The 25,135-nt window shown below is 61.5% G+C and carries 27 protein-coding genes and 1 riboswitch; of the genes, 22 read left to right on the plus strand and 5 right to left on the minus strand.

Annotated features, from left to right (window positions below):
* Positions 1–102 precede the first annotated feature (102 nt).
* Positions 103–1,479: a pyridoxal-phosphate dependent enzyme gene (locus ACA060_RS08240; RefSeq protein ID WP_497316530.1), complete on the plus strand. Its 1,377-nt coding sequence runs from the start codon at positions 103–105 to the stop codon at positions 1,477–1,479.
* Complete coding sequence (locus tag ACA060_RS08245) at positions 1,476–2,654, plus strand: trans-sulfuration enzyme family protein (RefSeq protein ID WP_438660779.1); 1,179 nt, start codon at positions 1,476–1,478, stop codon at positions 2,652–2,654. Before ACA060_RS08240 ends, ACA060_RS08245 begins: the two co-directional genes overlap by 4 nt.
* Before the next feature lie 63 nt (positions 2,655–2,717).
* Here ACA060_RS08245 and ACA060_RS08250 read toward each other — a convergent pair whose 3' ends face one another.
* The 3 genes from ACA060_RS08250 to purM are packed head-to-tail and all read right to left on the minus strand — an operon-like array spanning position 2,718 to position 5,148.
* Positions 2,718–3,431, minus strand: a complete 714-nt coding sequence (locus ACA060_RS08250; protein WP_109628648.1) for a DUF3108 domain-containing protein — start codon at positions 3,429–3,431, stop codon at positions 2,718–2,720.
* A gap of 8 nt (positions 3,432–3,439) precedes the next feature.
* Positions 3,440–4,090 (minus strand): phosphoribosylglycinamide formyltransferase, encoded by a 651-nt coding sequence (gene purN / locus ACA060_RS08255; RefSeq protein ID WP_497316532.1) that lies wholly within the window; start codon positions 4,088–4,090, stop codon positions 3,440–3,442.
* The gene (gene purM / locus ACA060_RS08260; RefSeq protein WP_109628650.1) at positions 4,090–5,148 is read right to left on the minus strand and encodes a phosphoribosylformylglycinamidine cyclo-ligase; all 1,059 of its coding nucleotides are present in this window, start codon (positions 5,146–5,148) and stop codon (positions 4,090–4,092) included. The genes purN and purM overlap by 1 nt, the downstream gene beginning before the upstream one ends.
* Positions 5,149–5,531: 383 nt before the next feature.
* On the opposite strand from purM, the gene ACA060_RS08265 reads away from it, so the two are divergent.
* The 6 genes from ACA060_RS08265 to ACA060_RS08290 all read left to right on the plus strand — a co-directional run bounded on the left by ACA060_RS08265 (position 5,532) and on the right by ACA060_RS08290 (position 10,943).
* Entirely contained in the window at positions 5,532–6,593 is a 1,062-nt protein-coding gene (locus ACA060_RS08265) for a DUF2066 domain-containing protein (RefSeq protein WP_109628651.1), read from the plus strand.
* A 38-nt stretch (positions 6,594–6,631) separates the two neighbouring features.
* The gene (locus ACA060_RS08270) at positions 6,632–7,705 is read left to right on the plus strand and encodes an AI-2E family transporter (protein WP_497316535.1); all 1,074 of its coding nucleotides are present in this window, start codon (positions 6,632–6,634) and stop codon (positions 7,703–7,705) included.
* A 230-nt stretch (positions 7,706–7,935) separates the two neighbouring features.
* Complete coding sequence (gene hda, locus ACA060_RS08275; RefSeq protein WP_010456804.1) at positions 7,936–8,640, plus strand: DnaA regulatory inactivator Hda; 705 nt, start codon at positions 7,936–7,938, stop codon at positions 8,638–8,640.
* Positions 8,641–8,869: 229 nt separating this feature from the next.
* Complete coding sequence (locus tag ACA060_RS08280) at positions 8,870–9,508, plus strand: C40 family peptidase (protein ID WP_497316537.1); 639 nt, start codon at positions 8,870–8,872, stop codon at positions 9,506–9,508.
* Positions 9,509–9,730: 222 nt separating this feature from the next.
* Positions 9,731–10,267, plus strand: coding sequence for a C40 family peptidase (locus ACA060_RS08285; protein WP_497316539.1), 537 nt, complete (start codon positions 9,731–9,733; stop codon positions 10,265–10,267).
* Positions 10,268–10,289: 22 nt separating this feature from the next.
* Positions 10,290–10,943: a class I SAM-dependent methyltransferase gene (locus tag ACA060_RS08290; RefSeq protein ID WP_497316541.1), complete on the plus strand. Its 654-nt coding sequence runs from the start codon at positions 10,290–10,292 to the stop codon at positions 10,941–10,943.
* Between the two features lie 132 nt (positions 10,944–11,075).
* On the opposite strand, the gene ACA060_RS08295 is transcribed toward ACA060_RS08290, so the two are convergent.
* The gene (locus ACA060_RS08295; RefSeq protein WP_497316543.1) at positions 11,076–12,389 is read right to left on the minus strand and encodes a PQQ-dependent sugar dehydrogenase; all 1,314 of its coding nucleotides are present in this window, start codon (positions 12,387–12,389) and stop codon (positions 11,076–11,078) included.
* A gap of 67 nt (positions 12,390–12,456) precedes the next feature.
* On the minus strand, positions 12,457–13,041 hold the full coding sequence (locus ACA060_RS08300) for a hypothetical protein (protein WP_497316544.1): 585 nt from the start codon (positions 13,039–13,041) through the stop codon (positions 12,457–12,459).
* 153 nt (positions 13,042–13,194) lie between these two features.
* A riboswitch (cobalamin riboswitch) is annotated at positions 13,195–13,424 on the plus strand.
* 81 nt (positions 13,425–13,505) lie between these two features.
* On the opposite strand from ACA060_RS08300, the gene cobO reads away from it, so the two are divergent.
* The 14 genes from cobO to ACA060_RS08370 all read left to right on the plus strand — a co-directional run bounded on the left by cobO (position 13,506) and on the right by ACA060_RS08370 (position 25,119).
* Entirely contained in the window at positions 13,506–14,117 is a 612-nt protein-coding gene (gene cobO, locus ACA060_RS08305) for a cob(I)yrinic acid a,c-diamide adenosyltransferase (protein ID WP_010456792.1), read from the plus strand.
* Positions 14,114–15,514, plus strand: a complete 1,401-nt coding sequence (locus ACA060_RS08310) for a cobyrinic acid a,c-diamide synthase CobB (protein ID WP_497316546.1) — start codon at positions 14,114–14,116, stop codon at positions 15,512–15,514. The genes cobO and ACA060_RS08310 overlap by 4 nt, the downstream gene beginning before the upstream one ends.
* Entirely contained in the window at positions 15,511–16,161 is a 651-nt protein-coding gene (gene bluB / locus ACA060_RS08315) for a 5,6-dimethylbenzimidazole synthase (RefSeq protein ID WP_497316548.1), read from the plus strand. Before ACA060_RS08310 ends, bluB begins: the two co-directional genes overlap by 4 nt.
* Complete coding sequence (gene cbiB / locus ACA060_RS08320; protein ID WP_497316550.1) at positions 16,158–17,066, plus strand: adenosylcobinamide-phosphate synthase CbiB; 909 nt, start codon at positions 16,158–16,160, stop codon at positions 17,064–17,066. The genes bluB and cbiB overlap by 4 nt, the downstream gene beginning before the upstream one ends.
* The gene (gene cobD / locus ACA060_RS08325; protein ID WP_497316552.1) at positions 17,059–18,060 is read left to right on the plus strand and encodes a threonine-phosphate decarboxylase CobD; all 1,002 of its coding nucleotides are present in this window, start codon (positions 17,059–17,061) and stop codon (positions 18,058–18,060) included. The genes cbiB and cobD overlap by 8 nt, the downstream gene beginning before the upstream one ends.
* A complete protein-coding gene (locus tag ACA060_RS08330; RefSeq protein ID WP_497316553.1) occupies positions 18,048–19,499 on the plus strand; it encodes a cobyric acid synthase in 1,452 nt (483 codons plus the stop codon). Before cobD ends, ACA060_RS08330 begins: the two co-directional genes overlap by 13 nt.
* A 146-nt stretch (positions 19,500–19,645) precedes the next feature.
* Positions 19,646–20,167, plus strand: a complete 522-nt coding sequence (gene cobU / locus ACA060_RS08335; protein ID WP_497316555.1) for a bifunctional adenosylcobinamide kinase/adenosylcobinamide-phosphate guanylyltransferase — start codon at positions 19,646–19,648, stop codon at positions 20,165–20,167.
* Positions 20,164–21,219: a nicotinate-nucleotide--dimethylbenzimidazole phosphoribosyltransferase gene (cobT, locus tag ACA060_RS08340; protein WP_497316557.1), complete on the plus strand. Its 1,056-nt coding sequence runs from the start codon at positions 20,164–20,166 to the stop codon at positions 21,217–21,219. Before cobU ends, cobT begins: the two co-directional genes overlap by 4 nt.
* On the plus strand, positions 21,216–21,791 hold the full coding sequence (gene cobC, locus ACA060_RS08345; protein ID WP_497316559.1) for an alpha-ribazole phosphatase family protein: 576 nt from the start codon (positions 21,216–21,218) through the stop codon (positions 21,789–21,791). The genes cobT and cobC overlap by 4 nt, the downstream gene beginning before the upstream one ends.
* Before the next feature lie 2 nt (positions 21,792–21,793).
* Positions 21,794–22,525 (plus strand): adenosylcobinamide-GDP ribazoletransferase, encoded by a 732-nt coding sequence (locus ACA060_RS08350; protein ID WP_497316561.1) that lies wholly within the window; start codon positions 21,794–21,796, stop codon positions 22,523–22,525.
* 202 nt (positions 22,526–22,727) lie between these two features.
* On the plus strand, positions 22,728–23,132 hold the full coding sequence (locus tag ACA060_RS08355) for a MarR family winged helix-turn-helix transcriptional regulator (RefSeq protein WP_109628667.1): 405 nt from the start codon (positions 22,728–22,730) through the stop codon (positions 23,130–23,132).
* A gap of 52 nt (positions 23,133–23,184) precedes the next feature.
* Positions 23,185–24,393, plus strand: coding sequence for an MFS transporter (locus tag ACA060_RS08360; protein WP_497316563.1), 1,209 nt, complete (start codon positions 23,185–23,187; stop codon positions 24,391–24,393).
* On the plus strand, positions 24,390–24,512 hold the full coding sequence (locus ACA060_RS08365; RefSeq protein WP_497316565.1) for a hypothetical protein: 123 nt from the start codon (positions 24,390–24,392) through the stop codon (positions 24,510–24,512). Before ACA060_RS08360 ends, ACA060_RS08365 begins: the two co-directional genes overlap by 4 nt.
* A gap of 55 nt (positions 24,513–24,567) precedes the next feature.
* Positions 24,568–25,119 carry a glutathione peroxidase gene (locus ACA060_RS08370; RefSeq protein WP_109628669.1) on the plus strand — a complete coding sequence of 184 codons (552 nt, stop codon included), beginning with the start codon at positions 24,568–24,570 and terminating at the stop codon, positions 25,117–25,119.
* Positions 25,120–25,135: the final 16 nt, after the last annotated feature.

Genomic DNA, 25,135 nt, shown 5'->3' on the forward strand with positions numbered 1-25,135 from the left:
TCCGTGCCTATGTTCCAAGCGAGGCATTATTGGCGACTCGCGTGCGATGACCCGCCGCAGTCGCTGTCCATCCAGTGCGGATTCTCGCAGCGAGGTTACGACATGCCAAACGACTCCCGCCCTGCCGTGCTTGAACTGATCGGCAATACGCCGCTGGTGCGCGTCAGCCGCTTCGACACCGGCCCGTGCACACTGTTTCTCAAACTCGAATCGCAGAACCCCGGCGGTTCGATCAAGGATCGCATCGGCCTGGCGATGATCGACGCCGCCGAACGCGATGGCCGTCTGCAACCCGGCGGCACCATCGTTGAGGCCACCGCCGGCAACACCGGCCTCGGACTGGCCCTGGTCGGCCGTGCCAAAGGTTATCGAGTGGTGCTGGTGGTGCCGGACAAAATGTCCACCGAGAAGGTCTTGCACCTCAAGGCCATGGGCGCCGAGGTGCACATCACCCGTTCCGACGTCGGCAAGGGCCATCCCGATTACTATCAGGACGTGGCGGCGCGGCTGGCGCAGGAAATTCCCGACGCGTTCTTCGCCGATCAATTCAACAACCCGGCCAACCCGCTGGCCCACGAGTGCAGCACCGCGCCGGAAATCTGGGCGCAGACCCAGCATGATCTGGACGCCATTGTGGTCGGCGTCGGTTCGGCCGGCACGCTGACCGGGCTGACGCGCTTCTTCCAGCGCGTGCAGCCGAACCTGGAAATGGTGCTGGCCGACCCGGTCGGCTCGGTGATGGCCGAGTACAGTCGCAGTGGCATCCTCGGCAAGGCCGGGTCCTGGGCGGTGGAGGGCATCGGTGAGGATTTCATTCCGTCGATTGCCGACCTTTCCAGCGTGCGTCATGCCTATTCGATCAGCGACGAGGAGAGCTTCGATCATGCCCGCCAGTTGCTGCGCGCCGAAGGCATTCTCGGCGGCTCCTCGACCGGCACATTGCTGGCGGCGGCCCTGCGTTACTGCCGTGAGCAAACCGAGCCGAAGCGCGTGGTCAGCTTCGTCTGCGACACCGGCACCCGCTACCTGTCGAAGGTCTACAACGACCAGTGGATGAACGATCAGGGCCTGCTGCAATACAAGCGCTACGGCGATCTGCGCGACCTGATCGCGCGGCGCTTCGAGGATGGCCGCGTGATCAGCGTCGGCCCCGACGACACGCTGCTTACGGCCTTCCAGCGCATGCGCCTGGCGGATGTCTCACAACTGCCGGTCCTGGCAGACGGAAAGCAGCTGATCGGCGTGATCGACGAGTCCGACATTCTGCTGGGTGTGCACCAAGACGCTTCGCACTTGCGCATGCCCGTGGCCAGCGCGATGACCGACAAGTTGCAAACCCTGCCGGCTGACGCCAGTCTGGCCGAACTGCAGGCGGAGCTCGATCGCGGGCTGGTGGCGATCATCGCTGATGCCTCGGGCTTCCACGGCTTGATTACACGAGTCGACATGCTCAATCACTTACGGAGATCCCTTTCATGAGTCAGCACGATGAATCCGGCGCGCCACGTGCCTTCGGCACCCGTGTGATCCATGCCGGACAGACGCCGGATCCTTCCACCGGGGCGCTGATGCCGCCGATTTATGCCAACTCCACGTACTTGCAGCAGAGTCCTGGTGTACACAAGGGCCTCGACTACGGGCGCTCGCACAACCCGACACGTTTTGCGCTGGAGCGTTGCGTGGCGGACCTCGAGGGCGGGACCCGGGCGTTCGCCTTCGCCTCCGGGCTGGCGGCGATTTCCACCGTACTGGAGTTGCTCGACGCCAACGCGCACATCGTCTCCGGTAACGACCTGTACGGCGGAACGTTCCGACTGTTCGATAAGGTGCGTCAGCGCAGTGCCGGGCATCGTTTCAGCTACGTCGACCTGACCGACCTGTCGGCCTTCGAAGCGGCGTTGCAGGACGACACGCGCATGGTCTGTGTCGAGACGCCGAGTAATCCTTTGCTGCGCCTTTCTGATCTCGCCGCCATTGCGCGCATCTGCCGCGAGCGAGGCATCCTCTGCGTCGCCGACAACACATTCGCCAGCCCGTGGATACAACGCCCGCTGGAGCTGGGTTTCGATATCGTGGTGCACTCGACGACCAAGTACCTGAACGGCCACTCCGACGTGATTGGCGGCATCGCGGTGGTCGGGCAGAACGCCGAACTGGCCGAGCGCCTGGGCTTTTTGCAGAATGCGGTGGGCGCTATCGCCGGGCCGTTTGACGCGTTCCTCACCTTGCGTGGGGTGAAGACCCTGGCGTTGCGCATGGAGCGCCATTGCAGCAACGCGCTGGAGCTGGCGCAATGGCTGGAGCGTCAGCCGCAAGTGGCGCGCGTCTACTATCCGGGCCTGCCGTCGCATCCGCAGCACGAATTGGCTCGACAGCAGATGCGTGGATTCGGCGGGATGATTTCCCTCGACCTGAACAGCGACCTGGCCGGCGCCAGACGCTTCCTTGAAAGTGTGCAGATTTTCGCTTTGGCCGAAAGCCTGGGCGGGGTGGAAAGCCTGATCGAGCACCCGGCGATCATGACCCACGCCACCATCCCGGCAGACACGCGCGCGCAACTCGGCATCGGCGATGCGCTGGTGCGCTTGTCCGTGGGCGTCGAGGATGTTGAAGACCTGCGCGCCGACCTGGCCCAGGCGCTGGCGCGGATTTAGCTTTCAGCAGGCATAAAAAATCCGGAATCCTTGTCGGATTCCGGATTCTTGTGTCGAACCGGATCAGCTGCCTTTGACAGTCTTGCCGTTGACCTTGCCGTCGAGGAGCATGATGTTGTACTCCTTGCCGTCGGTTTCGACCTGTTGCAGGCGGACCAGCAAGTAATCCCAATCCTTGGCGAACCACAGCACGGTGATGCGCTTGCTTTGTGTCGGGTCGCGCACGCGCTCGACCTTGATCGCATCGATCTGGCCGGCCTTGGTGTCGACTTTTTCCGAACCCAGCACGCGGAAGTCATAGGTATCGACTTCGCCATCATCGACGACCTGATAGCTCATGCTTTTCTTGCCGGCGGCCACGTCGTGCTGCAGGGCCAGCTGATACGTGGATTTGTCGACCATGCCGCGATTGAGCGGGATCTTGACTGCGTCGCCGCGATCGGTGCCGGTGACCATTTTGTTGGTCCAATCGAAGTCCAGGTCGGCTTTCTTGGCTTTACCCAGGCCACCGCGTTCGAAGTGGTAGGACTGTGGCAGCAGGGTGTCCTTGTCCACAGTCAGGGTGCTTTCTTCGGTCAGGCTGGCGATCATCATCGAAGCCTTGAAGCTGAGCTTCCAGACACCGTTGGCTTCCTTGGTCAGGCTGCGTTCGGCCGTGCCGCTCATGGGCAGCTGTTTCCAGTCGGCAGTGTAGCTGGCGGAGAACGGTTGAAGTTCTGCAGCCTGCGCAAAAGGCAGTGCGAGCAGAGCGCAAGCGAAGAGCAGGGCGCGACGCATAAAATCTCCTAGTTTCGAATCAAGTGGCCGCTGGCCGCGAGTAACTGTCCATCCAGTAAAGCACCTTGCTCGCCGAGCGATAAACGACCCTCGGCAAACCAGCGTACGGCCATCGGGTAGATCAGGTGTTCCTGAGTGTGGACCCGCTGCGCCAGACTCTGCGGCGAATCGTGCAACTCTACCGGTATTACTGCCTGTACGACCAGTGGTCCGCCATCGAGTTCCTCGGTGACGAAGTGCACGGAGCAGCCGTGTTCCGTGTCGCCGGCTTCCAGCGCGCGCTGATGAGTGTGTAACCCTTTGTATTTGGGCAGCAGCGAGGGATGGATGTTCAGCAGGCGACCCGCGTAGTGGCGTACGAAGTCAGCGCTGAGAATGCGCATGAAACCGGCCAGTACCACGAGTTTGGGGTTGAAAGCGTCGATCAGTTCGATCAGCGCGGCATCGAAGGCTTCGCGGCCTTCGAAAGCCTTGTGATCCAGGGAGCGGGTGTCGATACCCGCGTCCCTGGCGCGTTGCAGGCCGTAAGCGTCGGCGCGGTTGGAAATCACCGCGGCGATGCGGACCGGGCTGTCGCCGGTCCGCGTGCTGTCGATCAAGGCCTGCAAGTTACTGCCGGTGCCGGACAACAGCACCACCACATCACAGGTCTGGGACATCAATGAGCCTTGAGGTTCTTCAGTTCTACCTGAGCCGCGCCTTCGGCAGCGGTGGCGATCTGACCGATGACCCAAGGCTGCTCGCCGGCTTCACGCAGGACGTTCAGCGCAGTCTCGACATGCTCCTGGCCAACGCAGATGACCATGCCGACGCCGCAGTTCAGCACGCGGTGCATTTCGTTTTCGTCGACGTTGCCTTTCTCTTGCAGCCAGTCGAATACGGCAGGACGGGTCCAGCTCGCCACGTCAACCACGGCTTGGGCGCCTTTCGGCAGCACGCGCGGGATGTTGTCCAGCAGGCCGCCACCGGTAATGTGCGCCATGGCCTTGACCGCGCCGGTGTCCTTGATCAGCTTGAGCAGCGGCTTCACGTAGATGCGGGTCGGGGCCATCAGCAGGTCGGTCAGCGGTTTGCCGTCGAGCTGGATGTTTTCGATGTCGGCACCGGACACTTCGATGATCTTGCGGATCAGCGAGTAGCCGTTGGAGTGCGGGCCGGAAGACGGCAGGGCGAGCAGGGCATCGCCGGCAGCGACTTTCGAACCGTCGATGATTTCGGATTTTTCCACGACGCCGACGCAGAAGCCGGCCAGGTCGTAGTCTTCGCCTTCGTACATGCCAGGCATTTCAGCGGTTTCGCCGCCGACCAGGGAGCAGCCGGACAATTCACAACCAGCGCCGATACCGGTCACGACCTGGGTCGCGGTTTCGACGTTCAGTTTGCCCGTGGCGTAGTAATCGAGGAAGAACAGCGGCTCGGCGCCGCAGACCACCAGGTCGTTCACGCACATGGCCACCAGGTCGATGCCGATGCTGTCGTGCTTGTTCAGGTTCAGTGCCAGGCGCAGCTTGGTGCCCACGCCGTCGGTGCCGGAAACCAGTACGGGCTGCTTGTAGCCGGCCGGGATTTCGCAGAGGGCGCCGAAACCGCCCAGGCCGCCCATGACTTCCGGGCGCGCAGTGCGCTTGGCGACGCTCTTGATGCGTTCGACCAATGCTTCACCGGCGTCGATGTCTACACCGGCGTCCTTGTAGCTCAGGGAGGGTTGCTTGCTCATGATCCAGGCCTTTAGGGGGGATTCAGGGGTAACGACCGAGTCCAGTGGGACCGCCGAAACAGACGAAGGCGAGTGCCGTCCGCGAATTTCAGGGTGCCCGGCTGTTGCCGGTCTGCGAAGGCGCGCGATTTTATCAGGCTTGAGGGGCAGCGGCCATCCTCACGCCGACGGCAGGGGCATATCGGCTGAAAAAAACCGTTATTGCCCATGTTGGTCGCAGCCTCGATGGCTGTATAAGGTATCGCGATTAACCGTCTATCGTTATGACAGTGCGAAAACTTAGTCAGATCGTGGTGAATGTTTTGCGCAGGGACGTGGTCACAGCCTTGCTCGATCATCTTCATGCGGTCTGTTCCAGCCGCTCTCGTCGTCAGGAATCTTCCATGCGTTTTTTTTCCAGATTTTTATTTGCAGGCTGTTTGTCACTGGTCAGCCTGGCGAGCCATGCCGAAACCGTCAAAGGCTTGTATCAAGTGCGCGAGCCTGTCAGCAGTCAGTCGGCCGAGGAGCGCGATCAGGCGACCCAGCGCGCGCTGGACACGCTGGTGCTGCGCCTGACCGGCGACCCGAAGGCTGCGCAAAGCCCGGGGTTGGCGGCACTGCGTAAAGACCCGCAGCAGATCATCAGTCAATACGGTTTTGATGCCGGCCCGCCGGAAGTACTGAAGGTCGATTTCGACCCGGCCAGCACCGAACAGGCCTTGCGCCGCGCCGGGTTGTCTTTGTGGGGGGCGAATCGACCTTCGATCCTGAGTTGGTGGCTGAACGATTCCGCCGAGGGTTCCAGCCTGGTGGGTGATGGCCAGGCCAGCGCCGCGCCGTTGCGTCGCGCGGCACAACACCGTGGCCTGCCGTTGCGTCTGCCGCTGGCGGACCTGAGTGAGCAACTGGTCGCTACGGCGCCGAATCTTGAAGGGGCGGATGCCACGCCGCTGCGCAGTGCCTCGGACCGTTACAACGCTGACGCCTTGCTCGCGGTGCATGCCCGGGAAGAGGGTGGCCAGTGGCAGGCCAAGTGGAATTTGTGGCTGGGCGACAAGAAGGAAGCGGGCAGCGTACAGGGGGCGGACCAGGCCGCGGTGGCCGATGCGGTGATGCTGGCGGTGAGCCAGCGTCTGGCGCCGCGGTTTGTCGTCAAGCCGGGGGCTTCGGGGGAACAATTGCTGGAAGTGCAGGGCATGAACCTGGAACGCTACGCCGCCCTTGGTCGTTTGCTGGAGCCTTTTGGGGCGCGCCTGCAAACGGTCGACGGCGATCGCATTCTCTATCGGGTCAATGGCAGTGCCGAGCAGTTACGCTCGCAGCTGTCCCTGGCGAAGTTGCAGGAGGTTCCGGCCGGTGAGGCGCCAGCTCCGGCAGCGCCTGTTCAGCCGGTGGCCGATGGTTCGGCGCCTGTGGTTGCGCCAACCCCGGCACCGGTGCCGCAGTTGAGATTCCGTTGGTAAGGTTTTCTTTCTTTATATAGATGCAGATGGAGTGGTACATGGCCGATACGCGGCGTTGGTTTTGGTTGGGTGGGGTGGTTCTGCTCTGCGTGTTTGTCTGGTTGTTGCATCCGATCCTGACGCCTTTTCTGGTCGCGTTGCTGCTGGCCTATCTGTTCGATCCGCTGGTGGATCGGCTGGAGAGGGCCGGTCTGTCACGGACATGGGGCGTGGTGGCGGTGTTCGCGTTGTTCACCTTGATCTTCACGACATTGCTGTTGGTGTTGGTGCCGATGCTCGCCAAGCAGCTGTTTCGCTTGTATGAGCTGGCGCCGCAGATGCTCGATTGGTTGCAGCACACCGCACTGCCGTGGGCGCAATCGAAATTTGGACTGTCGGATAATTTCTGGAAGTTCGACAAGCTCAAGGCTGCGATCAGTGAGCACATGGGCCAAACCACTGACATTGTCGGTGTTGTGCTGAGTCAGGCAACGGCCTCCGGCCTCGCATTGATTGGCTTGCTGGCGAATCTGGTGCTGATCCCGGTGGTGGTCTTCTATTTGCTGCGGGACTGGGACCTGATGATGGCCAAGATCCGCAGCCTGCTGCCCCGTGATCGCGAAGAGCGTGTTGTGACCCTGGCAGGTGAATGCCATGAAGTGCTGGGTGCATTCGTGCGCGGGCAGTTGCTGGTGATGGTGGCGTTGGGCGTGATCTACGCGGCGGGCTTGATGCTGTTGGGACTGGAGTTGGGGTTGTTGATCGGTCTGATCGCAGGCCTGGCGGCCATTGTACCGTACATGGGTTTTGTCATCGGCATCGGCGCGGCGTTGATTGCCGGCCTGTTCCAGTTCGGTGGCGATCTGTATCCCATGATCGGCATCGTCGCGGTATTCATGGTTGGGCAGGCGCTGGAAGGCATGGTGTTGACGCCTTTGCTGGTGGGCGATCGTATCGGCCTGCACCCGGTAGCGGTGATCTTCGCCATTCTGGCGGGGGGTGAACTGTTCGGCTTTACCGGCATATTGCTGGCGTTGCCGGTGGCGGCGGTGATCATGGTGTTGGTGCGCCATGTTCATGATTTGTATAAGGATTCGGATATCTACAGTGGCGTCGACGAACCGGAGTTATAAAGGTCGTTGAAGTCTCATGGCGGGCGGCCTGGTGTCATGCCAGGCAGGCCCGTATCCCTCGCGCTGCTGTCACATGCGCCGCCAAAGAAACTGTCATGAAACCAGGGCGTTAACGCAAACCTTTGATTTTGCTTGTGGTCTGTCGCATTGTGCGACCCGCCTCACGGGTATAAACTTCGCAAACTTTACACAGAGGCCACTAACGGTTCCTTTGGAACTGTTCAGTCAGCATGAAACCGATTCAGCTGCCCCTAGGTGTGCGTCTGCGTGATGACGCTACCTTTATCAATTACTACCCAGGCGCCAATGCCGCTGCACTCGGCTATGTCGAGCGGCTATGCGAAGCCGACGCCGGCTGGACCGAAAGCCTGATTTATCTCTGGGGCAAGGACGGGGTAGGGCGTACGCACTTGTTGCAGGCGGCCTGCCTGCGCTTTGAGCAACTGGGGGAGCCTGCGGTGTATCTGCCGCTGGCCGAGCTGCTGGATCGCGGCATCTCGATTCTCGACAACCTCGAACAATACGAACTGGTCTGCCTCGATGATCTGCAGGCGGTCGCCGGCCGGGCGGATTGGGAAGAGGCGCTGTTCCATCTGTTCAATCGTCTGCGCGACAGCGGTCGGCGTCTGCTGATTGCGGCATCGACCTCGCCGCGCGAACTGCCGGTGAAACTGGCTGACCTGAAATCGCGCCTGACCCTGGCACTGATCTTCCAGATGCGTCCACTCTCCGACGAAGACAAACTGCGCGCGCTGCAGTTGCGTGCTTCCCGTCGCGGCCTGCACCTGACCGATGAAGTCGGGCATTTCATTTTGACTCGCGGTACCCGCAGCATGAGCGCGCTTTTCGAATTGCTTGAGCGACTCGATCAGGCCTCCCTTCAAGCTCAGCGCAAGCTGACGATTCCCTTCCTTAAAGAAACGCTGGGCTGGTAAAAAAAAGCCTGGTGAAACTCAAGCCTGGCGGGGGTTTTGGCATGTTTCAGGCGCCAGAAAATCCGCTTTCCTACAAGTCGCAGGCAGCGCAGGCGTTTAGAACGGGCTTAAGCGCTTAGATGTAATCGCGAAACCAGGAAGTCACATAAAGTTCGATTGAATTTGCAAATGAGGATGATAGCGGGCATAGTCGCGGCTTCTTTACCCACTATCAGCCACGGTCGTGCCCATGCTAAAGCGCTTCGCACCCCTCGTGCCTCTCGCACTCGTCACCCTGTTGTTCGGTTGCGCTGCCCACTCCCCAGTGGTCCAGCAAGAGCAACAACAGCAGGTCAAGAATTCAGTTACTGCACAGTCTTCCGTTCTTTTCCAGGAAGCTCTTTATCAAGACGGCGTGGCCACCGATAAAGAACTGGCCAACTTCGCCGACGGCAAGTCGTACCAGCTTCCGGTTCTGGCCGACAGCATCCTCGAACGCGGCATGTCCCTGATCGGTACCCGTTACCGTTTCGGCGGCACCTCTGAGGCTGGCTTTGATTGCAGCGGTTTCATCGGTTATCTGTTTCGTGAAGAGGCCGGCATGAACCTGCCGCGCTCCACTCGCGAAATGATCAACGTGGACGCTCCGCTGGTGGCTCGCAGCGCGCTGAAGCCGGGCGATCTGCTGTTCTTCGCCACCAATGGTCGTCGCGGTCGTGTCAGTCACGCCGGGATCTACCTGGGCGACAACCAGTTCATTCACTCCAGCAGCCGCAAAAGCGGTGGTGTCCGGGTCGATAGCCTGGGCGACAGCTACTGGAGCAAGACCTTCATCGAAGCCAAACGTGCACTCGCAATGGCGCCGACTGTGGTCACCGCGCGCAAGTAAATCTTCAGCCTGTCGCCACCTCTGGTGGCGACAAAACGCCTCTTCGCAACGAAGTAGGCGGACAGTTTGTAAGGCGAACTTAAAGTCTTACTTGAAGTTTGGCCGATAGCCGCTAGAATCCAGATCTATTATTGATGGCAAACCGCCTGCGTCCTGCGCAGGCGGTTTTCTTTTCTGCCTTTTCGGCAGGAAAAGCCGCAGCCAGATCAGGATGTTCTGCTTATGACGATGTCGGCCCGCCTCACCATCATGCTCTTCGCAGCCCTGCTCAGCGCCTGCGCCAGTCGCACGCCGCCACCCGCGCCGGTGATTCGCGCCCCCATTGTTTTTGGCAACCCGCAACCCTTTTCCCCCGAGGCGGAAGACGTGCTGTTCCGCGCGCTTGGCCTGGTGGGTACGCCGTATCGTTGGGGTGGCAACACGCCGGATTCGGGCTTCGATTGCAGCGGCCTGATCGGTTACGTCTACCGTGACGTCACCGGTATTTCCCTGCCGCGTACCACTCGCGAGATGATCAGCATGCAGGCGGCCAGCGTCGGCAAGGAAGGGCTGCAAACCGGTGACTTGATCTTCTTTGCCACCAATGGCGGCTCCCAGGTCAGTCATGCCGGGATCTACGTCGGCGAAGGCCGCTTCGTTCATGCGCCGGCCACTGGCGGCACGGTCAAGCTCGACAGTCTGTCCAAGGCTTACTGGCAGAAAGCGTATCTGAGCGCCAAGCGCGTTCTGCAGCCTGAGCACTTGGCGCGCAACCCGTAGCATTCTGTCCGAAGAGGTTGTCATGACCGCTCGCACGCTCAATCTCGACGATTCCCTGTACCAATACCTGCTCGACGTTTCCCTGAGGGAAACGCCGCTGCTCAAGCGCTTGCGCGACGAAACCCAGGCGCTGCCGATGGCGCGCTGGCAGGTGGCACCGGAGCAGGGGCAGTTCCTCGCGCTACTGGTCAAGCTCATCGGCGCGAAGCGCTTGCTGGAAGTCGGCACGTTCACCGGTTACAGCGCCTTGTGCATGGCTTCAGCGTTATCGGAGGACGGCTCGCTGATCTGCTGTGATATCCCCGGCGACTACAACGCTATCGCACGCCGTTACTGGCAGGAGGCGGGGCTCGCCCATCGTATTGATCTGCGCCTGGCGCCTGCGCTGGCAACCTTGGCTCAGCTGAATCAGCCGGGGCAATTCGATCTGATCTTCATCGATGCCGATAAAGCTAACTATCCGGGCTATCTGGAGCATGCGCTGCGTTTACTGCGCGTTGGCGGGCTAGCAGTGTTCGATAACACGCTGTGGAGCGGGCGGGTGCTTGAGCAGAGTCCCGAGAGTGCAGATACCCGCGCCATCCAGGCGCTCAATCGCGCCTTGAAGGATGACACGCGGGTGGATCTGTCGTTGTTGCCGTTGGGGGATGGTTTAACGCTGTGCCGCAAAAGGTAGGCGCTGAACCGATCTAATGTGGGAGCGGGCTTGCTCGCGAAGACGTCATAACAGTCGACATTGATGTTGAATGTAATGCCGTCTTCGCGAGCAAGCCCGCTCTCATATTGGTTAGATGTTGGCAGTTGAGACCTATTTAGCGGTCGAAACCCGCCACACCTTGTTCCCGACATCATCGGCCACCAGCAAACCTCCCTGCTGATCAATCACCACTCCCACCGGCCGGCCCATAGCCTTCTCATCCTTATTGAGGAAACCAGTCAGCACATCCACCGGTTGCCCGGTCGGCTTGCCTGCGCTGAATGGGACGAAAATCACTTTATAACCACTGTGCGGTTTGCGGTTCCATGACCCGTGCTGGCCGATGAAGGCGCCTTCCTTGAACTGCGCTGGAAGTGTGTTGCCCTCGGCAAACGACAGGCCCAGCGACGCGGTATGCGGGCCCACCGCGTAGTCCGGGGCAATGGCCTTGGCCACCAGGTCCGGGTTTTGCGGCTCGACGCGAATGTCGACGTGCTGGCCGTAATAGCTGAAGGGCCAGCCGTAGAATCCGCCGTCCTTCACTGACGTGATGTAGTCCGGTACCAGATCGCTGCCGATCTCGTCACGCTCGTTGACTGCCGTCCACAGCGCGCCGGTCTGCGGTTCCCACGCAAGGCCGTTTGGATTGCGAATCCCCGAGGCGAAGATCCGGTGGTTGCCGGTGGCGCGATCCACTTCCCAGATCGCCGCCCGACCTTCCTCCTGATCCAGACCATTTTCGCCAACGTTGCTGTTGGAGCCGACCGTGACGTACAGCTTGCTCCCGTCCTTGCTGGCGATGACGTTTTTGGTCCAGTGATGATTCAGCGTGCCGCCCGGCAGATCGACCACCTTGATCGGCTGCGATTTGATCGCGGTATCGCCATTTTCATAGTGAAAACGCAACAAACGATCGGTGTCGGCGACGTACAGGTCATTGCCAACCAAGGTCATGCCGAAAGGGGAATTGAGGTTTTCCAGGAACACCGTGCGGGTTTCGGCGATGCCGTCGTGGTCCTTGTCCCGCAGCAGCGTGATGCGGTTCGGGCTGGGGACGCCGGCACCAGCGCGGCCCATGACTTTGCCCATGACCCAGCCGCGAATGCCTTTGCCGTCATCGGGTTTCGGTGGCGCGTTGGTTTCAGCCACCAGCACATCGCCGTTGGGCAGCACGTAGAGCCAGCGCGGGTGATCGAGCCCTTCGGCAAAGGCCGCCACCTGAGTGCCAGCTGCAGCGGTGGGTTTCGTACCCTCCGGCCAGCCAATCGCCGGGGCGATATTCACCGTCGGGATCAGGGTCTTGTTCGGTTCGGGCAGCTTAGGTGACGGGCCGGTGCCGTCGGAGACTTGCAGGCTGGAGGTTTCACCACAAGCGGCGAGCCCTCCGGCGAGCGCGATGACAAGAACGAGCTGGGGCTTGCGCATGCTGGACTTCCCTATGAATGCATTGACTTAATCATAGAGAAGCTTAGATGCGCGATGGTTCAACCGGTCAGCCGCGGGCTTCCTTGAACAGGACGGCGATGCCAGGGTGATAGTTGCCGGCTTCGTTGCGCAACTTGCGATAGGCGTACGGGAAATACCAGGCCACGGCGCAGCTGTGTTCCTTTTGCAGGTCGTCGACCATGTCCTGGAGTTCTTCCGGCGTCGCGCTCTGCTGGGCCTTTTGTGGCGCAACGAACAGGCAGCCGAGTTTCAGGTCGCTGGCGTAGCTGATGCGTTTGGCGTCGCTGGTGATGTCCTGCAATGCCTGGGTCAGGTTCAGGCTATTGACCTTCGGCCAGCGTTGCGTGGCCTGCAGGTAGGCGCGTTCTTCGGTGGTTGCGATAAACAGATCGGCGCGGCTGTTGCGTTCGCCTTCTTCGTTCTGTTTACGGGTCGGCGTTTGTTGCAACGTGACCATTTCCGCCATCCAGGCCGCGGCGGAGAGCAAGCCAAGGTTGGCTTTTTCGTCGTACCAATAAGGCGTGTCGTTATCGCCGCGCACCGCATTGTAGCGGTCGATACAGTCAAACCAGCGTTCCAGCACCGGTCGCAGGAATTCCAGCTTCGGATTGCTGATGATCATGCCTTGCATGTGCTCACCCTTGTAATTGTGTTGTTGGGTTGTGGCGCTTTGATATCACTGCTGACAGTGTGGTGCAAGTTGGGGTGTCAGTAAATTGACCGGCGGCAGTATATCGCTCGCCCTGGCTTTGTCTTCAATTGACGCTCCACCCCCAACCCTCTAACCTTCGCGCTTGTTTCAGGTGCTCTGTGGCGAAGCCGACAGAGTGAAACAGGGAAGCCGGTGAGTGACTATCTTCACGCGACGAAACGTCACGATCCCGGCGCTGCCCCCGCAACGGTAAATGAGTGAACACTGCGTCTTGAGCCACTGTGTCGACTGACATGGGAAGGCGCGCAGTCCGGCGCAAGCCGCTCATGAGCCCGGAGACCGGCCTGATTCATCCAACGGCATCACGGTGGGCGATGCCAGGCTTCTTGCCGTCTATTCTTGTGCCTGCCCGCCGTTATCCAGCCTCAACGGAGAGCTCCCCCATGACTGATTCCCCTGATCGTGACGAACGCCACCTTGCGCGCATGCAGCGCAAAAAAGCCGTGATCGACGAACGCATCGCCAACTCGCCGAACGAGTGTGGCCTGCTGCTGGTGCTGACCGGCAATGGCAAAGGCAAAAGCAGCTCGGCCTTCGGCATGCTCGCCCGCTCCATGGGCCACGGCATGCAGTGCGGCGTGGTGCAGTTCATCAAGGGCCGCAACAGCACCGGCGAAGAACTGTTCTTCCGCCGCTTCCCGGAGCAGGTGCGTTTTCATGTGATGGGCGAGGGCTTCACCTGGGAAACCCAGGACCGTCAGCGCGACATCGCCGCCGCCGAGGCCGCGTGGGCGGTGTCCCAGGAACTGTTGCGTGACCCGTCGATCGGTCTGGTGGTGCTGGATGAGTTGAACATTGCCCTGAAGCACGGCTACCTCGATCTGGATCAGGTACTCAGTGATTTGCAGGCACGTCCGCCGATGCAACACGTGGTGGTCACCGGTCGCGGCGCCAAGCCGGAAATGATCGAACTGGCCGACACGGTCACCGAAATGGGTGTGATCAAGCACGCGTTCCAGGCCGGGATCAAAGCGCAAAAAGGCGTCGAGCTGTGAATCAACCCCGTCATTGCCCGGCGGTATTGATTGCCGCGCCGGCCTCCGGTCAGGGCAAGACCACCGTCACCGCCGCGCTGGCCCGTTTGCATCGCAATCAGGGCCGCAAGGTGCGCGTGTTCAAATGCGGCCCGGACTTTCTCGACCCGATGATTCTCGAGCGCGCCAGCGGTGCGCCGGTGTATCAACTGGACATGTGGATGGTCGGCGAGCAGGAAAGCCGTCGACTCTTGTGGGAAGCGGCCGGGGAGGCCGACCTGATCCTCATCGAAGGCGTCATGGGCCTGTTCGACGGTACGCCGTCCAGCGCTGATCTGGCGCGGCACTTCGGTGTGCCGGTGCTCGGCGTGATCGACGGCACGGCCATGGCGCAGACCTTTGGTGCGCTGGCGCTGGGGTTGGCGAAATATCAGCCGGACTTGCCGTTTGCCGGTGTGTTGGCCAACCGCGTGGGCACGCTGCGTCATGCGCAATTGCTCGAAGGCAGCCTGACGGAAGGCTTGCGCTGGTACGGCGCCTTGTCGCGGGAGACCGGGATCGAACTGCCGAGTCGGCATCTCGGTCTGGTCCAGGCCAGTGAGTTGAACGATCTCGACCTGCGCCTCGATGCGGCGGCCGAATCGCTGGCCAGCAGTTGCGATGTGGCGCTGCCGCCCGCCGTGGAATTCGCCGGGCCCGATGTGATCGCCGCCGAGCCTTTGCTTAAAGGCGTGCGAATCGCCGTGGCCCGTGATGAAGCGTTCGCCTTCACCTACGGCGCGAGCCTGGATTTGCTGCGGGCCATGGGCGCTGAATTGTCGTTCTTCTCGCCGATCCGCGATGCTGATTTGCCAGAGGCGGACAGCCTTTATCTGCCGGGCGGCTATCCGGAACTGCACCATGTGGCGCTGTCACAAAACACCTCGATGCTCAATGCGATCCGCGCCCATCATGCTGCCGGCAAACCGTTGTTGGCCGAGTGTGGAGGGATGTTGTACCTGCTCGACTCCTTGACCGATGTCGAAGGCACTCGCGCCGAGCTGGTCGGCTTGCTCAAAGGTGATGCGGTGATGCAAAAGCGTCTGGCCGCGCTGGCGTTGCAAGCGGTTGAGTTGCCGGAAGGTTCGCTGCGCGGGCACACCTATCACCATTCGCTGACCAGCACCGAGCTTGAGCCGATTGCTCGTGGGCTGAGCCCGAATGGCGGGCGAGGGGCGGAGGCGGTTTATCGTGAAGGGCGAATGACAGCTTCCTACGTGCACTTCTATTTCCCGTCCAATCCGAACGCGATCGCTGCACTCTTTCTTCCCGACCTTAAGGACGCCTTCGCGAGCAGGCTCGCTCCCACAGTTGAAGATGTGTTGCCTGAAGAAACTCGTTCCACTGTAGGAGCGAGCCTGCTCGCGAAGAGGCCATGACCGACAACGCATTCTCCGAAGCCGAACGCGAAGCGGTCTATCGGGCAATCGCTGAGCGCCGCGACATGCGCCACTTCAGCGGCGGCACCGTCGAGCCCGAGTTGTTACGGCGCCTACTCGAAGCCGCCCACCAGGCCCCCAGCGTCGGCCTGATGCAGCCCTGGCGGTTCATCCGCATCAGCGACCGGGCCCTGCGCGGCAAGATCCAGCAACTGGTGGAAGAAGAACGCATCCGTACCGCCGAAGCCCTCGGCGAGCGCACTGATGAATTCATGACGCTCAAGGTCGAAGGCATTAACGACTGCGCCGAGGTGCTGGTCGCCGCGCTGATGGACGATCGCGAGCGCCATATCTTCGGTCGTCGCACCTTGCCGGAAATGGACATGGCCTCGTTGTCCTGCGCGATCCAGAACCTGTGGCTGGCCTCCCGCGCCGAAGGTCTGGGCATGGGCTGGGTGTCGCTGTTCGAGCCACAAGCGCTGGCGGACTTGCTGGGTCTGCCGCCCGGGGCCAAGCCGTTGGCGGTTCTTTGTCTCGGTCCGGTCAAGGAATTCTATCCGGCGCCGATGCTGGTACTCGAAGGGTGGGCGCAGGTGCGTCCGCTCAGTGAGTTGCTGTATGAAAATTATTGGGGAGTGAGTCAATGAGTGTGGCGTTATTGAGTGTCGCCGCGGTTGCGCTGGACGCGCTGCTGGGTGAACCCAAACGCTGGCATCCGCTGGTGGCGTTCGGCCGTTTTGCCGACCGCATCGAGCAACGTTTCAACGGTGAAGGTCGTGGCTGGCGTAGTCATGGCGTCACCGCTTGGGTGATTGCAGTGTTGCCGCTGACCTTGCTGGCCACGGCGTTTTCCTGGGCGCCCTATGTCGGCTGGATTGTCGAGATTCTCGCGCTCTATTGCGCCCTCGGCATGCGCAGCCTAGGTGAGCATGTCGAGCCAGTGGCCAAGGCCTTGCGCAGTGATGATCTGATTGAGGCGCGCATACGCGTGGGCTATCTGGTCAGCCGTCAGACCAGCGAACTGGACAAAACCGAAGTCGCCCGCGCCGCCACCGAATCAGTCTTGGAGAACGGCAGCGATGCGGTGTTCGCCGCGCTGTTCTGGTTTGCCGTGGCCGGCGCGCCTGGCGTGGTGCTCTATCGCTTGAGCAACACCCTTGATGCGATGTGGGGTTATCGCAACGAGCGCTTCGAGCGTTTCGGCTGGGCGGCGGCGAAAATCGACGACGTCCTCAACTACATTCCTGCGCGCTTGGTGGCGTTGACCTACGCACTGCTGGGCAAAACCCGACGGGCGTTGAAATGCTGGCGCACCCAGGGCCCGACCTGGGACAGCCCGAACGCCGGGCCGGTGATGGCGGCCGGTGCTGGTGCGCTCGGCGTCGAGTTGGGCGGGGCGGCGATCTATCACGGTGAACTGCATCAGCGTCCGCAACTGGGCGAAGGCATGCCGGCGGATGCCGACTCCATCGACCGTGGCTGGCAATTGGTCCAGCGCGGGGTATGGTTATGGCTGCTGATTCTCTGCGTGGGAGCTGAATTCTATGCTTGAGCACGGTGGCCGGTTGCGCAAGGCGGCGCTCGAGTACGGCATTGCCGAAGCCGATTGGCTGGACCTGTCGAGCGGGCTCGCGCCGTGGCCATTTCCGGTTCCGGAGATTCCACTGCGGGCCTGGGCGCGCTTGCCGGAAACCGATGACGGTCTGGAGCAGGCGGCCTGCGATTATTACGGCGCCGCCCAGGTGCTGCCGGTTGCCGGCTCGCAAATGGCTATTCAGTTGCTGCCGCGTTTGCGTCGGGCCGGCAAGGTCGGCGTGCTGTCGCCGTGTTACGCCGAGCACGCGCAAGCCTGGCGGCGTAACGGCTACATCGTGCGCGAAGTGCTGGAGCAGGAAGTCGACTTCTATATTGACAGCCTCGACGTGCTGGTGGTGGTCAACCCCAACAACCCGACGGGCTTGAGCCTGACTCCGAGCCGTCTGCTCGACTGGCATGCCCGGCTGGCGTCGCGCGGTGGCTGGCTGGTGGTGGACGAAGCGTTCATGGACAACACACCGACGCTGAGTCTGGCGCCGTTTGCTCATCTGGTCGGCTTGATCGTGCTGCGTTCCTTCGGCAAGTTTTTTGGCCTGGCCGGTGTGCGGCTGGGTTTTGTCCTCGCTGAGCGCAAGCTGCTCAAATTGCTCGCCGAGCAGGTGGGGCCGTGGGCGGTCAGCGGGCCGACACGCGTGTTGGGCCAAGCCTGTTTGCTGGACACTGAAGGCCATGCAAGGCAGCGGGTGCGCAGCGAAGCGGCCAGCGAGCGTCTGGCATTTTTGCTCGGGCAGTATGGTTTGCAGGCGCAGGGTGGCTGCGCGTTGTTTCAATGGCTGATCACCGAGCATGCTGAAGCGCTTCACGAGTTCATGGCGCGGCGCGGCATTTTGCTGCGGCTGTTCACCCACAACAGCAGCGTGCGTTTCGGCTTGCCTGCCGAGGAGGCCGATTGGCTGCGTCTCGAACAAGCACTTCAGGCCTTCGCCAAGGAAACACAATGTCCACGTTAATGGTGCAAGGCACCACCTCCGACGCCGGTAAAAGCACCCTGGTGACGGCGCTGTGTCGCTGGGTCACGCGTCAGGGTGTGCGCGTCGTGCCGTTCAAGCCGCAAAACATGGCGCTCAACAGTGCCGTGACCGCCGACGGTGGCGAGATCGGTCGCGCCCAGGCGGTGCAGGCCCAGGCGGCCAACCTTGAACCGCACACCGACATGAACCCGGTGCTGCTCAAACCCAACAGCGACACCGGCGCCCAAGTGATCATCCATGGTCGCGCGGTGACGACGATGAACGCGGTCGCCTATCACGACTACAAAACCATCGCCATGCAAGCGGTGCTGGCCTCCCATGAGCGATTGAGCGCGGCGTATCCGGTGGTAATGGTCGAAGGCGCGGGTTCGCCGGCCGAGATCAATCTGCGTGCCGGCGACATCGCCAACATGGGCTTTGCCGAAGCGGTGGATTGCCCGGTGGTGTTAATTGCCGACATCAATCGTGGCGGGGTTTTTGCGCATCTGGTGGGCACGCTGGAACTGCTGTCGCCGACCGAACAGGCGCGGGTCAAAGGCTTCATCATCAACCGTTTTCGCGGTGACATCGCCTTACTGCAACCCGGCCTCGACTGGCTGGAAGCACGCACCGGCAAACCGGTAATCGGCGTGCTGCCGTATGTGATGGATTTGCACCTGGAAGCCGAGGACGGCATCGATCAGCGCCAGACCGACAAGGCTGAGCGCGTGCTGAAAGTGGTCGTACCGGTGCTGCCGCGCATCAGTAACCACACCGACTTCGATCCGCTGCGCCTGCATCCGCAAGTGGACCTGCAATTCATCGGCCCCGGCCAGGCGATTCCTGCGGCCGACCTGATCATTCTTCCCGGCTCGAAAAGTGTGCGCAGTGACCTTGCGTATTTGCGGGCTAGTGGCTGGGACACGGCCGTCAATCGTCACCTGCGTTATGGCGGCAAAGTGCTGGGGATTTGTGGCGGTCTGCAAATGCTCGGTGAGCAGGTGCACGACCCGCTGGGCCTCGAAGGTGCGCCGGGTTCCAGTACCGGCCTGGGTTTGCTGGCGTTCGAAACGCAGCTCGAAGAAGAGAAGCAATTGCGCAATGTGCGTGGTCGTCTGGCGCTGGAAAATGCTGAAGTCAGCGGCTACGAAATCCATGCCGGCGTCACCACTGGGCCGGCACTGGAAAACGCCGCGGTGCAGCTGGACGATGGTCGCTGCGATGGCGCGCAAAGTGCTGACGGGCAGATTTTCGGCACCTACTTGCATGGCCTGTTCGAGTCCCCGGCGGCATGCAGTGCGTTGTTGCGTTGGGCGGGTTTGCAGGATGTGCAGGACGTGGATTACCACGGGTTGCGCGAGCGGGATATCGAGCGGTTGGCGGATCTGGTGGAGAAGTATTTGGATACCTCGCTGCTGCGTGAACTCTGTGGGATTTGAGGTGGCTGTGCCGGCCTCATCGCGGGCAAGCCCGCTCCCACAAGGATGGAGGCTGCTCACAAATAGGTGTCCACCACAGAAACTGTGGGAGCGGGCTTGCCCGCGATGAGGCCAGTCGCCTCACCGATGATTTTAAGGAATGAACCATGCTGCAACTAATCCTTGGCGGCGCCCGCTCCGGCAAAAGCCGCCTCGCTGAAAAACTCGCGACAGACAGCCAGCTTCAGGTCACCTACATCGCCACCAGCCAACCGCTGGACGGCGAAATGAACGAGCGAGTCGCCCATCACCGTGCCCGTCGCCCGGCCGAATGGGCGTTGATTGAAGAACCGATCGAACTCGCCCGCGTATTGCGCGAAAGCGCCCGCGCCGAGCGTTGCCTGCTGGTGGATTGCCTGACCCTGTGGATGACCAATCTGCTGATGCTCGAAGACGCCGAACGCCTCAACGCCGAACGCGAAGCCCTGCTGGACTGCCTGGCCTCGTTGCCGGGTGAAATCATTTTTGTCAGCAACGAGACCGGAATGGGTGTCGTGCCGCTGGGCGAATTGACTCGCCGCTATGTCGATGAAGCCGGTTGGCTGCATCAAGCCCTGGCCGAGCGCTGCCAACGTGTCGTCCTGACCGTCGCCGGCCTGCCCCTGACTTTGAAAGGAACTGCGTTATGACTCAAACCTGGTGGCTGAACCCGTGCAAGCCGGTCGATTCGCAAACCGTCGAACTGGCGCAGGCACGTCAACAGCAACTGACCAAACCCGCCGGTTCCCTCGGTCGACTCGAAGCGGTGGCCGTGCAGTTGGCGGGGCTGCAGGGGCAGGTCAAACCGAGTCTCGATCAGCTATGGATTACCATTTTTGCCGGTGATCATGGCGTGGTGGCGGAAGGCGTGTCGGCGTTCCCTCAGGAAGTCACCGGGCAGATGCTGCACAACTTCGTCAGCGGCGGCGCGGCAATCAGCGTGCTGGCGCGCCAGCTCGGGGCTTCTCTGGAAGTGGTCGACCTCGGCACGGTAGCGCCGTCGTTGAACCTGCCGGGCGTGCGTCACCTCAACATCGGTGCGGGCACCGCCAATTTCGTCAAAGGTCCGGCCATGACGCAGGCCCAGGGTGAACTCGCTTTGCAGGCCGGTCGCGACAGCGTGCAGCGTGCGGTCGCCGCCGGTGCGCAGCTGTTCATCGGCGGCGAGATGGGCATCGGCAACACCACGGCGGCCAGCGCGCTGGCCTGTGCCTTGCTCGATTGCCCGGTGGTGCATCTGGCTGGGCCGGGTACGGGTCTGGACGCTGCGGGTGTCAGCCACAAAGCCCGGGTCATCGAACGTGCCTTGGCATTGCATGGCGCTCAGCGCGGCGATGCGTTGCAGACGCTGTTCAACCTCGGTGGGTTTGAGATTGCGGCGCTGGTTGGCGCGTATCTGGCGTGCGCCCAGGAGGGTGTTGCGGTGCTGGTGGACGGCTTTATCTGCAGCGTCGCCGCGTTGGTGGCAGTGCGCTTGAACCCGCAATGCCGTGAATGGCTGTTGTTCGGCCATCGCGGCGCCGAGCCGGGTCATCGTCATGTGCTGGAAACACTGAACGCCGAGCCGTTGCTGGATCTCGGCCTGCGTCTGGGCGAGGGCAGTGGTGCTGCGTTGGCTGTGCCGTTACTGCGTTTAGCCTGCGATCTTCACGGGCAGATGGCAACCTTCGCCGAAGCGGCAGTGGCGGACCGCCCGGCATGACGTTGCGTCTGGACCTTCTGCGTCATGGTGAAACCGAACTCGGCGGCGGTCTGCGCGGCAGCCTCGACGATGCGCTGACCGCCAAGGGCTGGGAGCAGATGCGCGCAGCGGTGGTCGAGAAAGGGCCATGGGATCGGTTGATCAGTTCGCCGTTGCAACGTTGTGCGCGGTTTGCTGATGAACTCGGTGCGCAGCTGGGACTGCCCGTGCACCTCGACAAAGATCTGCAAGAACTGCACTTTGGTGCCTGGGAAGGGCAGAGCGCGGCGGCGTTGATGGAAACAGACGCCCAAGGGTTGGGGCTGTTCTGGGCCGACCCCTATTCCTTCACGCCGCCCTTGGGTGAGCTGGTCGGAGATTTTTCGACGCGGGTGCTGACGGCGGTTGAGCGTCTGCACATGGCGTATGCGGGCGAGCGGGTTTTGCTGATCAGCCATGGCGGCGTCATGCGTTTGTTGCTGGCGCAGGCCCGGGGTTTGCCTCGGGAGCAGTTGCTGAATGTCGAGGTCGGGCATGGCTCGCTGTTTTCGTTGAGCGTCGAGTCAGGCGCCATTCTCAAGGAAACGATCTGACCATGTTGCCCTTCTGGATCGCCCTGCAATTTCTCAGCAGTTTGCCGATTCGTCTGCCCGGCATGCCGGCGCCTCAGGAACTCGGACGTTCGCTGTTGTTTTATCCGCTGGTCGGGCTGCTGTTCGGCGTCATTTTATGGGCGCTGAACTGGCTGTTACTGGGCACGCCGTTGTTGCTTCACGCCGCGCTGTTGCTGACGGTTTGGGTGCTGCTCAGCGGCGCGTTGCACCTGGACGGCCTGGCCGATAGCGCCGACGCGTGGCTCGGTGGTTTCGGCGACCGCGAGCGCACGCTGACGATCATGAAAGACCCACGCAGCGGGCCGATTGCGGTGGTGGCGCTGGTGCTGGTGTTGCTGCTCAAATTCGCCGCGTTGCTGGCGTTGATCGAGCAGCAGGACACTGTTTTGCTGATCATCGTTCCGCTGATGGGTCGTAGCGCGATGCTGGGGTTGTTTCTGACCACGCCGTATGTGCGTGCCGGCGGGTTGGGGCAGGCGCTGGCCGATCATTTGCCGCGCTCGGCGGGTAAGCAAGTGTTGGCGGTCAGTGCGTTGGCGTGTGTGCTGATCGCAGGGTTCAGCGGTGTCTGGGCGCTTGTTCTGGCGGGCGGGATGTTCGTTTGGTTGCGGCAGGTGATGCTGCGGCGATTGGGCGGGACGACGGGCGATACGGCCGGGGCGATGCTGGAGTTGTTGGAGATGGTGGTGCTGGTAGGATTGGCGTTGGTCTGATGGTTTGTGGGCAGGATGTACCGGCCTCATCGCGAGCAGGCTCGCTCCCACATTTATTGCGTCGTACATGAATTCAACATTCACTGAAGATCTACTGTGGGAGCGAGCCTGCTCGCGATAGCGGTCGGCCTGACATTTCTATATCGCTGATTGAACCCATCTGTAACTTGATTTAACACACTCGCGGGTATATACACGCACCATGCTCGACTCTCAATGTTTATGCACCAACCTGCGACGCGCCGCCCGTGGCGTCAGCAGGCATTATGACGGCGCTCTCGATGGCTTCGGAATCAACGTCGCCCAGTATTCTTTGCTGTGCAATCTGCAGCGTCTGAATGAACCGAGTATTTCCACCCTGGCCGAAGCCATGGGCCTGGACCGTAGCACCCTGGGGCGCAATCTTCGGGTGCTGGAAGGTGAGGGGCTGGTGGCGCTGGTCGAGGGCGAGGACATGCGTAACCGCATCGTCCGCCTGACCCAGGCGGGTGCTGATCGCCTGACAGCGGCCTTGCCGGCGTGGGAAGCGGCACAGCAGCGGTTGATCGACCGTCTGGGTGCCGAGAAACGCGAAACCTTGTTGCGACTGCTGGACGAACTGGCGTGATGCCGGTTTTTCCGATCATAAGCGGGTATATACCCGCTACCGGAGAATAAGAATGACCTCGATGTGGCGTACATGCGGTTGGGTGTTGGTGGGGAGTGCGCTGATCCTGGCATTGTCGTTGGGCGTGCGACACGGCTTCGGCCTGTTTCTGGCACCGATGAGTGCCGAATTCGGCTGGGGACGGGAGACGTTTGCGTTTGCCATTGCCTTGCAGAACCTGATCTGGGGCCTGGCGCAGCCGTTCACCGGCGCGCTGGCCGACCGCTTTGGCGCGGCGAAAGTGGTGTTGGTCGGTGGTGTGCTGTACGCCTTGGGCCTGGTGTTCATGGGCTTGTCCGACTCGGCGGTAACCTTGTCCCTGAGTGCGGGCCTGTTGATCGGCATCGGCCTGTCGGGCACGTCGTTCTCGGTGATCCTCGGCGTGGTCGGTCGCGCCGTGCCGCCGGAGAAACGCAGCATGGGCATGGGTATCGCCAGCGCCGCCGGTTCGTTTGGTCAGTTCGCCATGTTGCCCGGTACGCTGGGGTTGATCGGCTGGCTGGGCTGGTCCGCGGCATTGCTGGTGTTGGGCCTGCTGGTGGCGCTGATCATTCCATTGGTAAGCATGCTCAAGGACAAACCGCTGCCTGTGCTCGGCCATGAACAGACCCTTTCCGAAGCGCTGCATGAAGCCTGCTCCCATTCGGGTTTCTGGCTGTTGGCGTTCGGCTTTTTTGTCTGCGGTTTCCAGGTGGTGTTCATCGGCGTGCACTTGCCGGCGTATCTGGTGGATCAACACCTTCCCGCCACGGTGGGCACCACGGTGCTGGCGCTGATCGGGCTGTTCAATATCTTCGGCACGTACACCGCAGGATGGCTTGGCGGGCGTATGTCCAAGCCGCGTTTGCTCACCGGTTTGTATCTGCTGCGGGCGGTGGTGATTACGCTGTTCCTGTGGGCACCGGTCACCACGACCACCGCGTACCTGTTCGGCATGGCGATGGGCTTCCTGTGGCTGTCGACCGTGCCATTGACCAACGGCACGGTGGCGACCTTGTTCGGTGTGCGAAACCTGTCCATGCTCGGTGGGATTGTTTTCCTTTTCCACCAGCTCGGCTCATTCCTCGGCGGCTGGTTGGGCGGGGTGGTGTATGACCGGACCGGGAGCTATGACTTGATCTGGCAAGTGGCAATCCTCTTGAGCCTGTTGGTCGCCGCCCTGAACTGGCCGGTGCGTGAGCAGCCGGTAGCGCGCCTGCAAACCCGGTTGAGTGCGATATGAACCGTTTCTGGCCGCAAATAGCGGTCGCCGCTCTCGGCGCCTTGCTACTGGCGCTGGCCTGGTGGGGCTGGCATCAGGGCGGATTGGCGCTGATGCAGTTGGGCATGGGCGCTTGCTAGGAACAGGCGAGGGCGAGTAACTTCGTTTGTGACCATTATTCAAGGATGCACCGACATGCTGATGCGCTGGATTGCAGTCCCCGCGTTGCTGGTGGCGTTTACCGGATTGGCACAAGCGGCCGAGTGCCCGGAGCTGTTGCAGGGCTCGTTGCCCAAGCTGCGCGCCAAGGAATCCATCGACCTGTGCCAGCGGTTTGAGGGTAAACCGCTGGTGGTGGTCAACACGGCGAGTTTCTGTGGTTTCGCCCCGCAGTTCAAAAGCCTTGAGGCGCTGAATCAGCGTTACAAGGATCAGGGGCTGGAGGTGATCGGCGTTCCGTCCAATGACTTCAAGCAAGAGTCCAAGGACGGTGCAGAAACCGCCAAGGTTTGCTACGTGAACTACGGCGTGACGTTCACCATGACCGAGCCACAGAAAGTCCGCGGTGACGACGCGACTCACCTGTTCAAGGTCCTCGCCAAACAGACCAGCGCGCCGAAGTGGAATTTTTACAAATACGTGGTTGATCGCAAGGGTAAGGTGATCGCCAATTTCTCCAGCCTGACCAAACCCGACGACCCTGAGTTCATCGAGGCGGTGGAAAAAGCACTGGCCTCGCAACCCTGATTGACGCCCACTAAAA

Source organism: Pseudomonas sp. LBUM1671 (assembly GCF_059695685.1).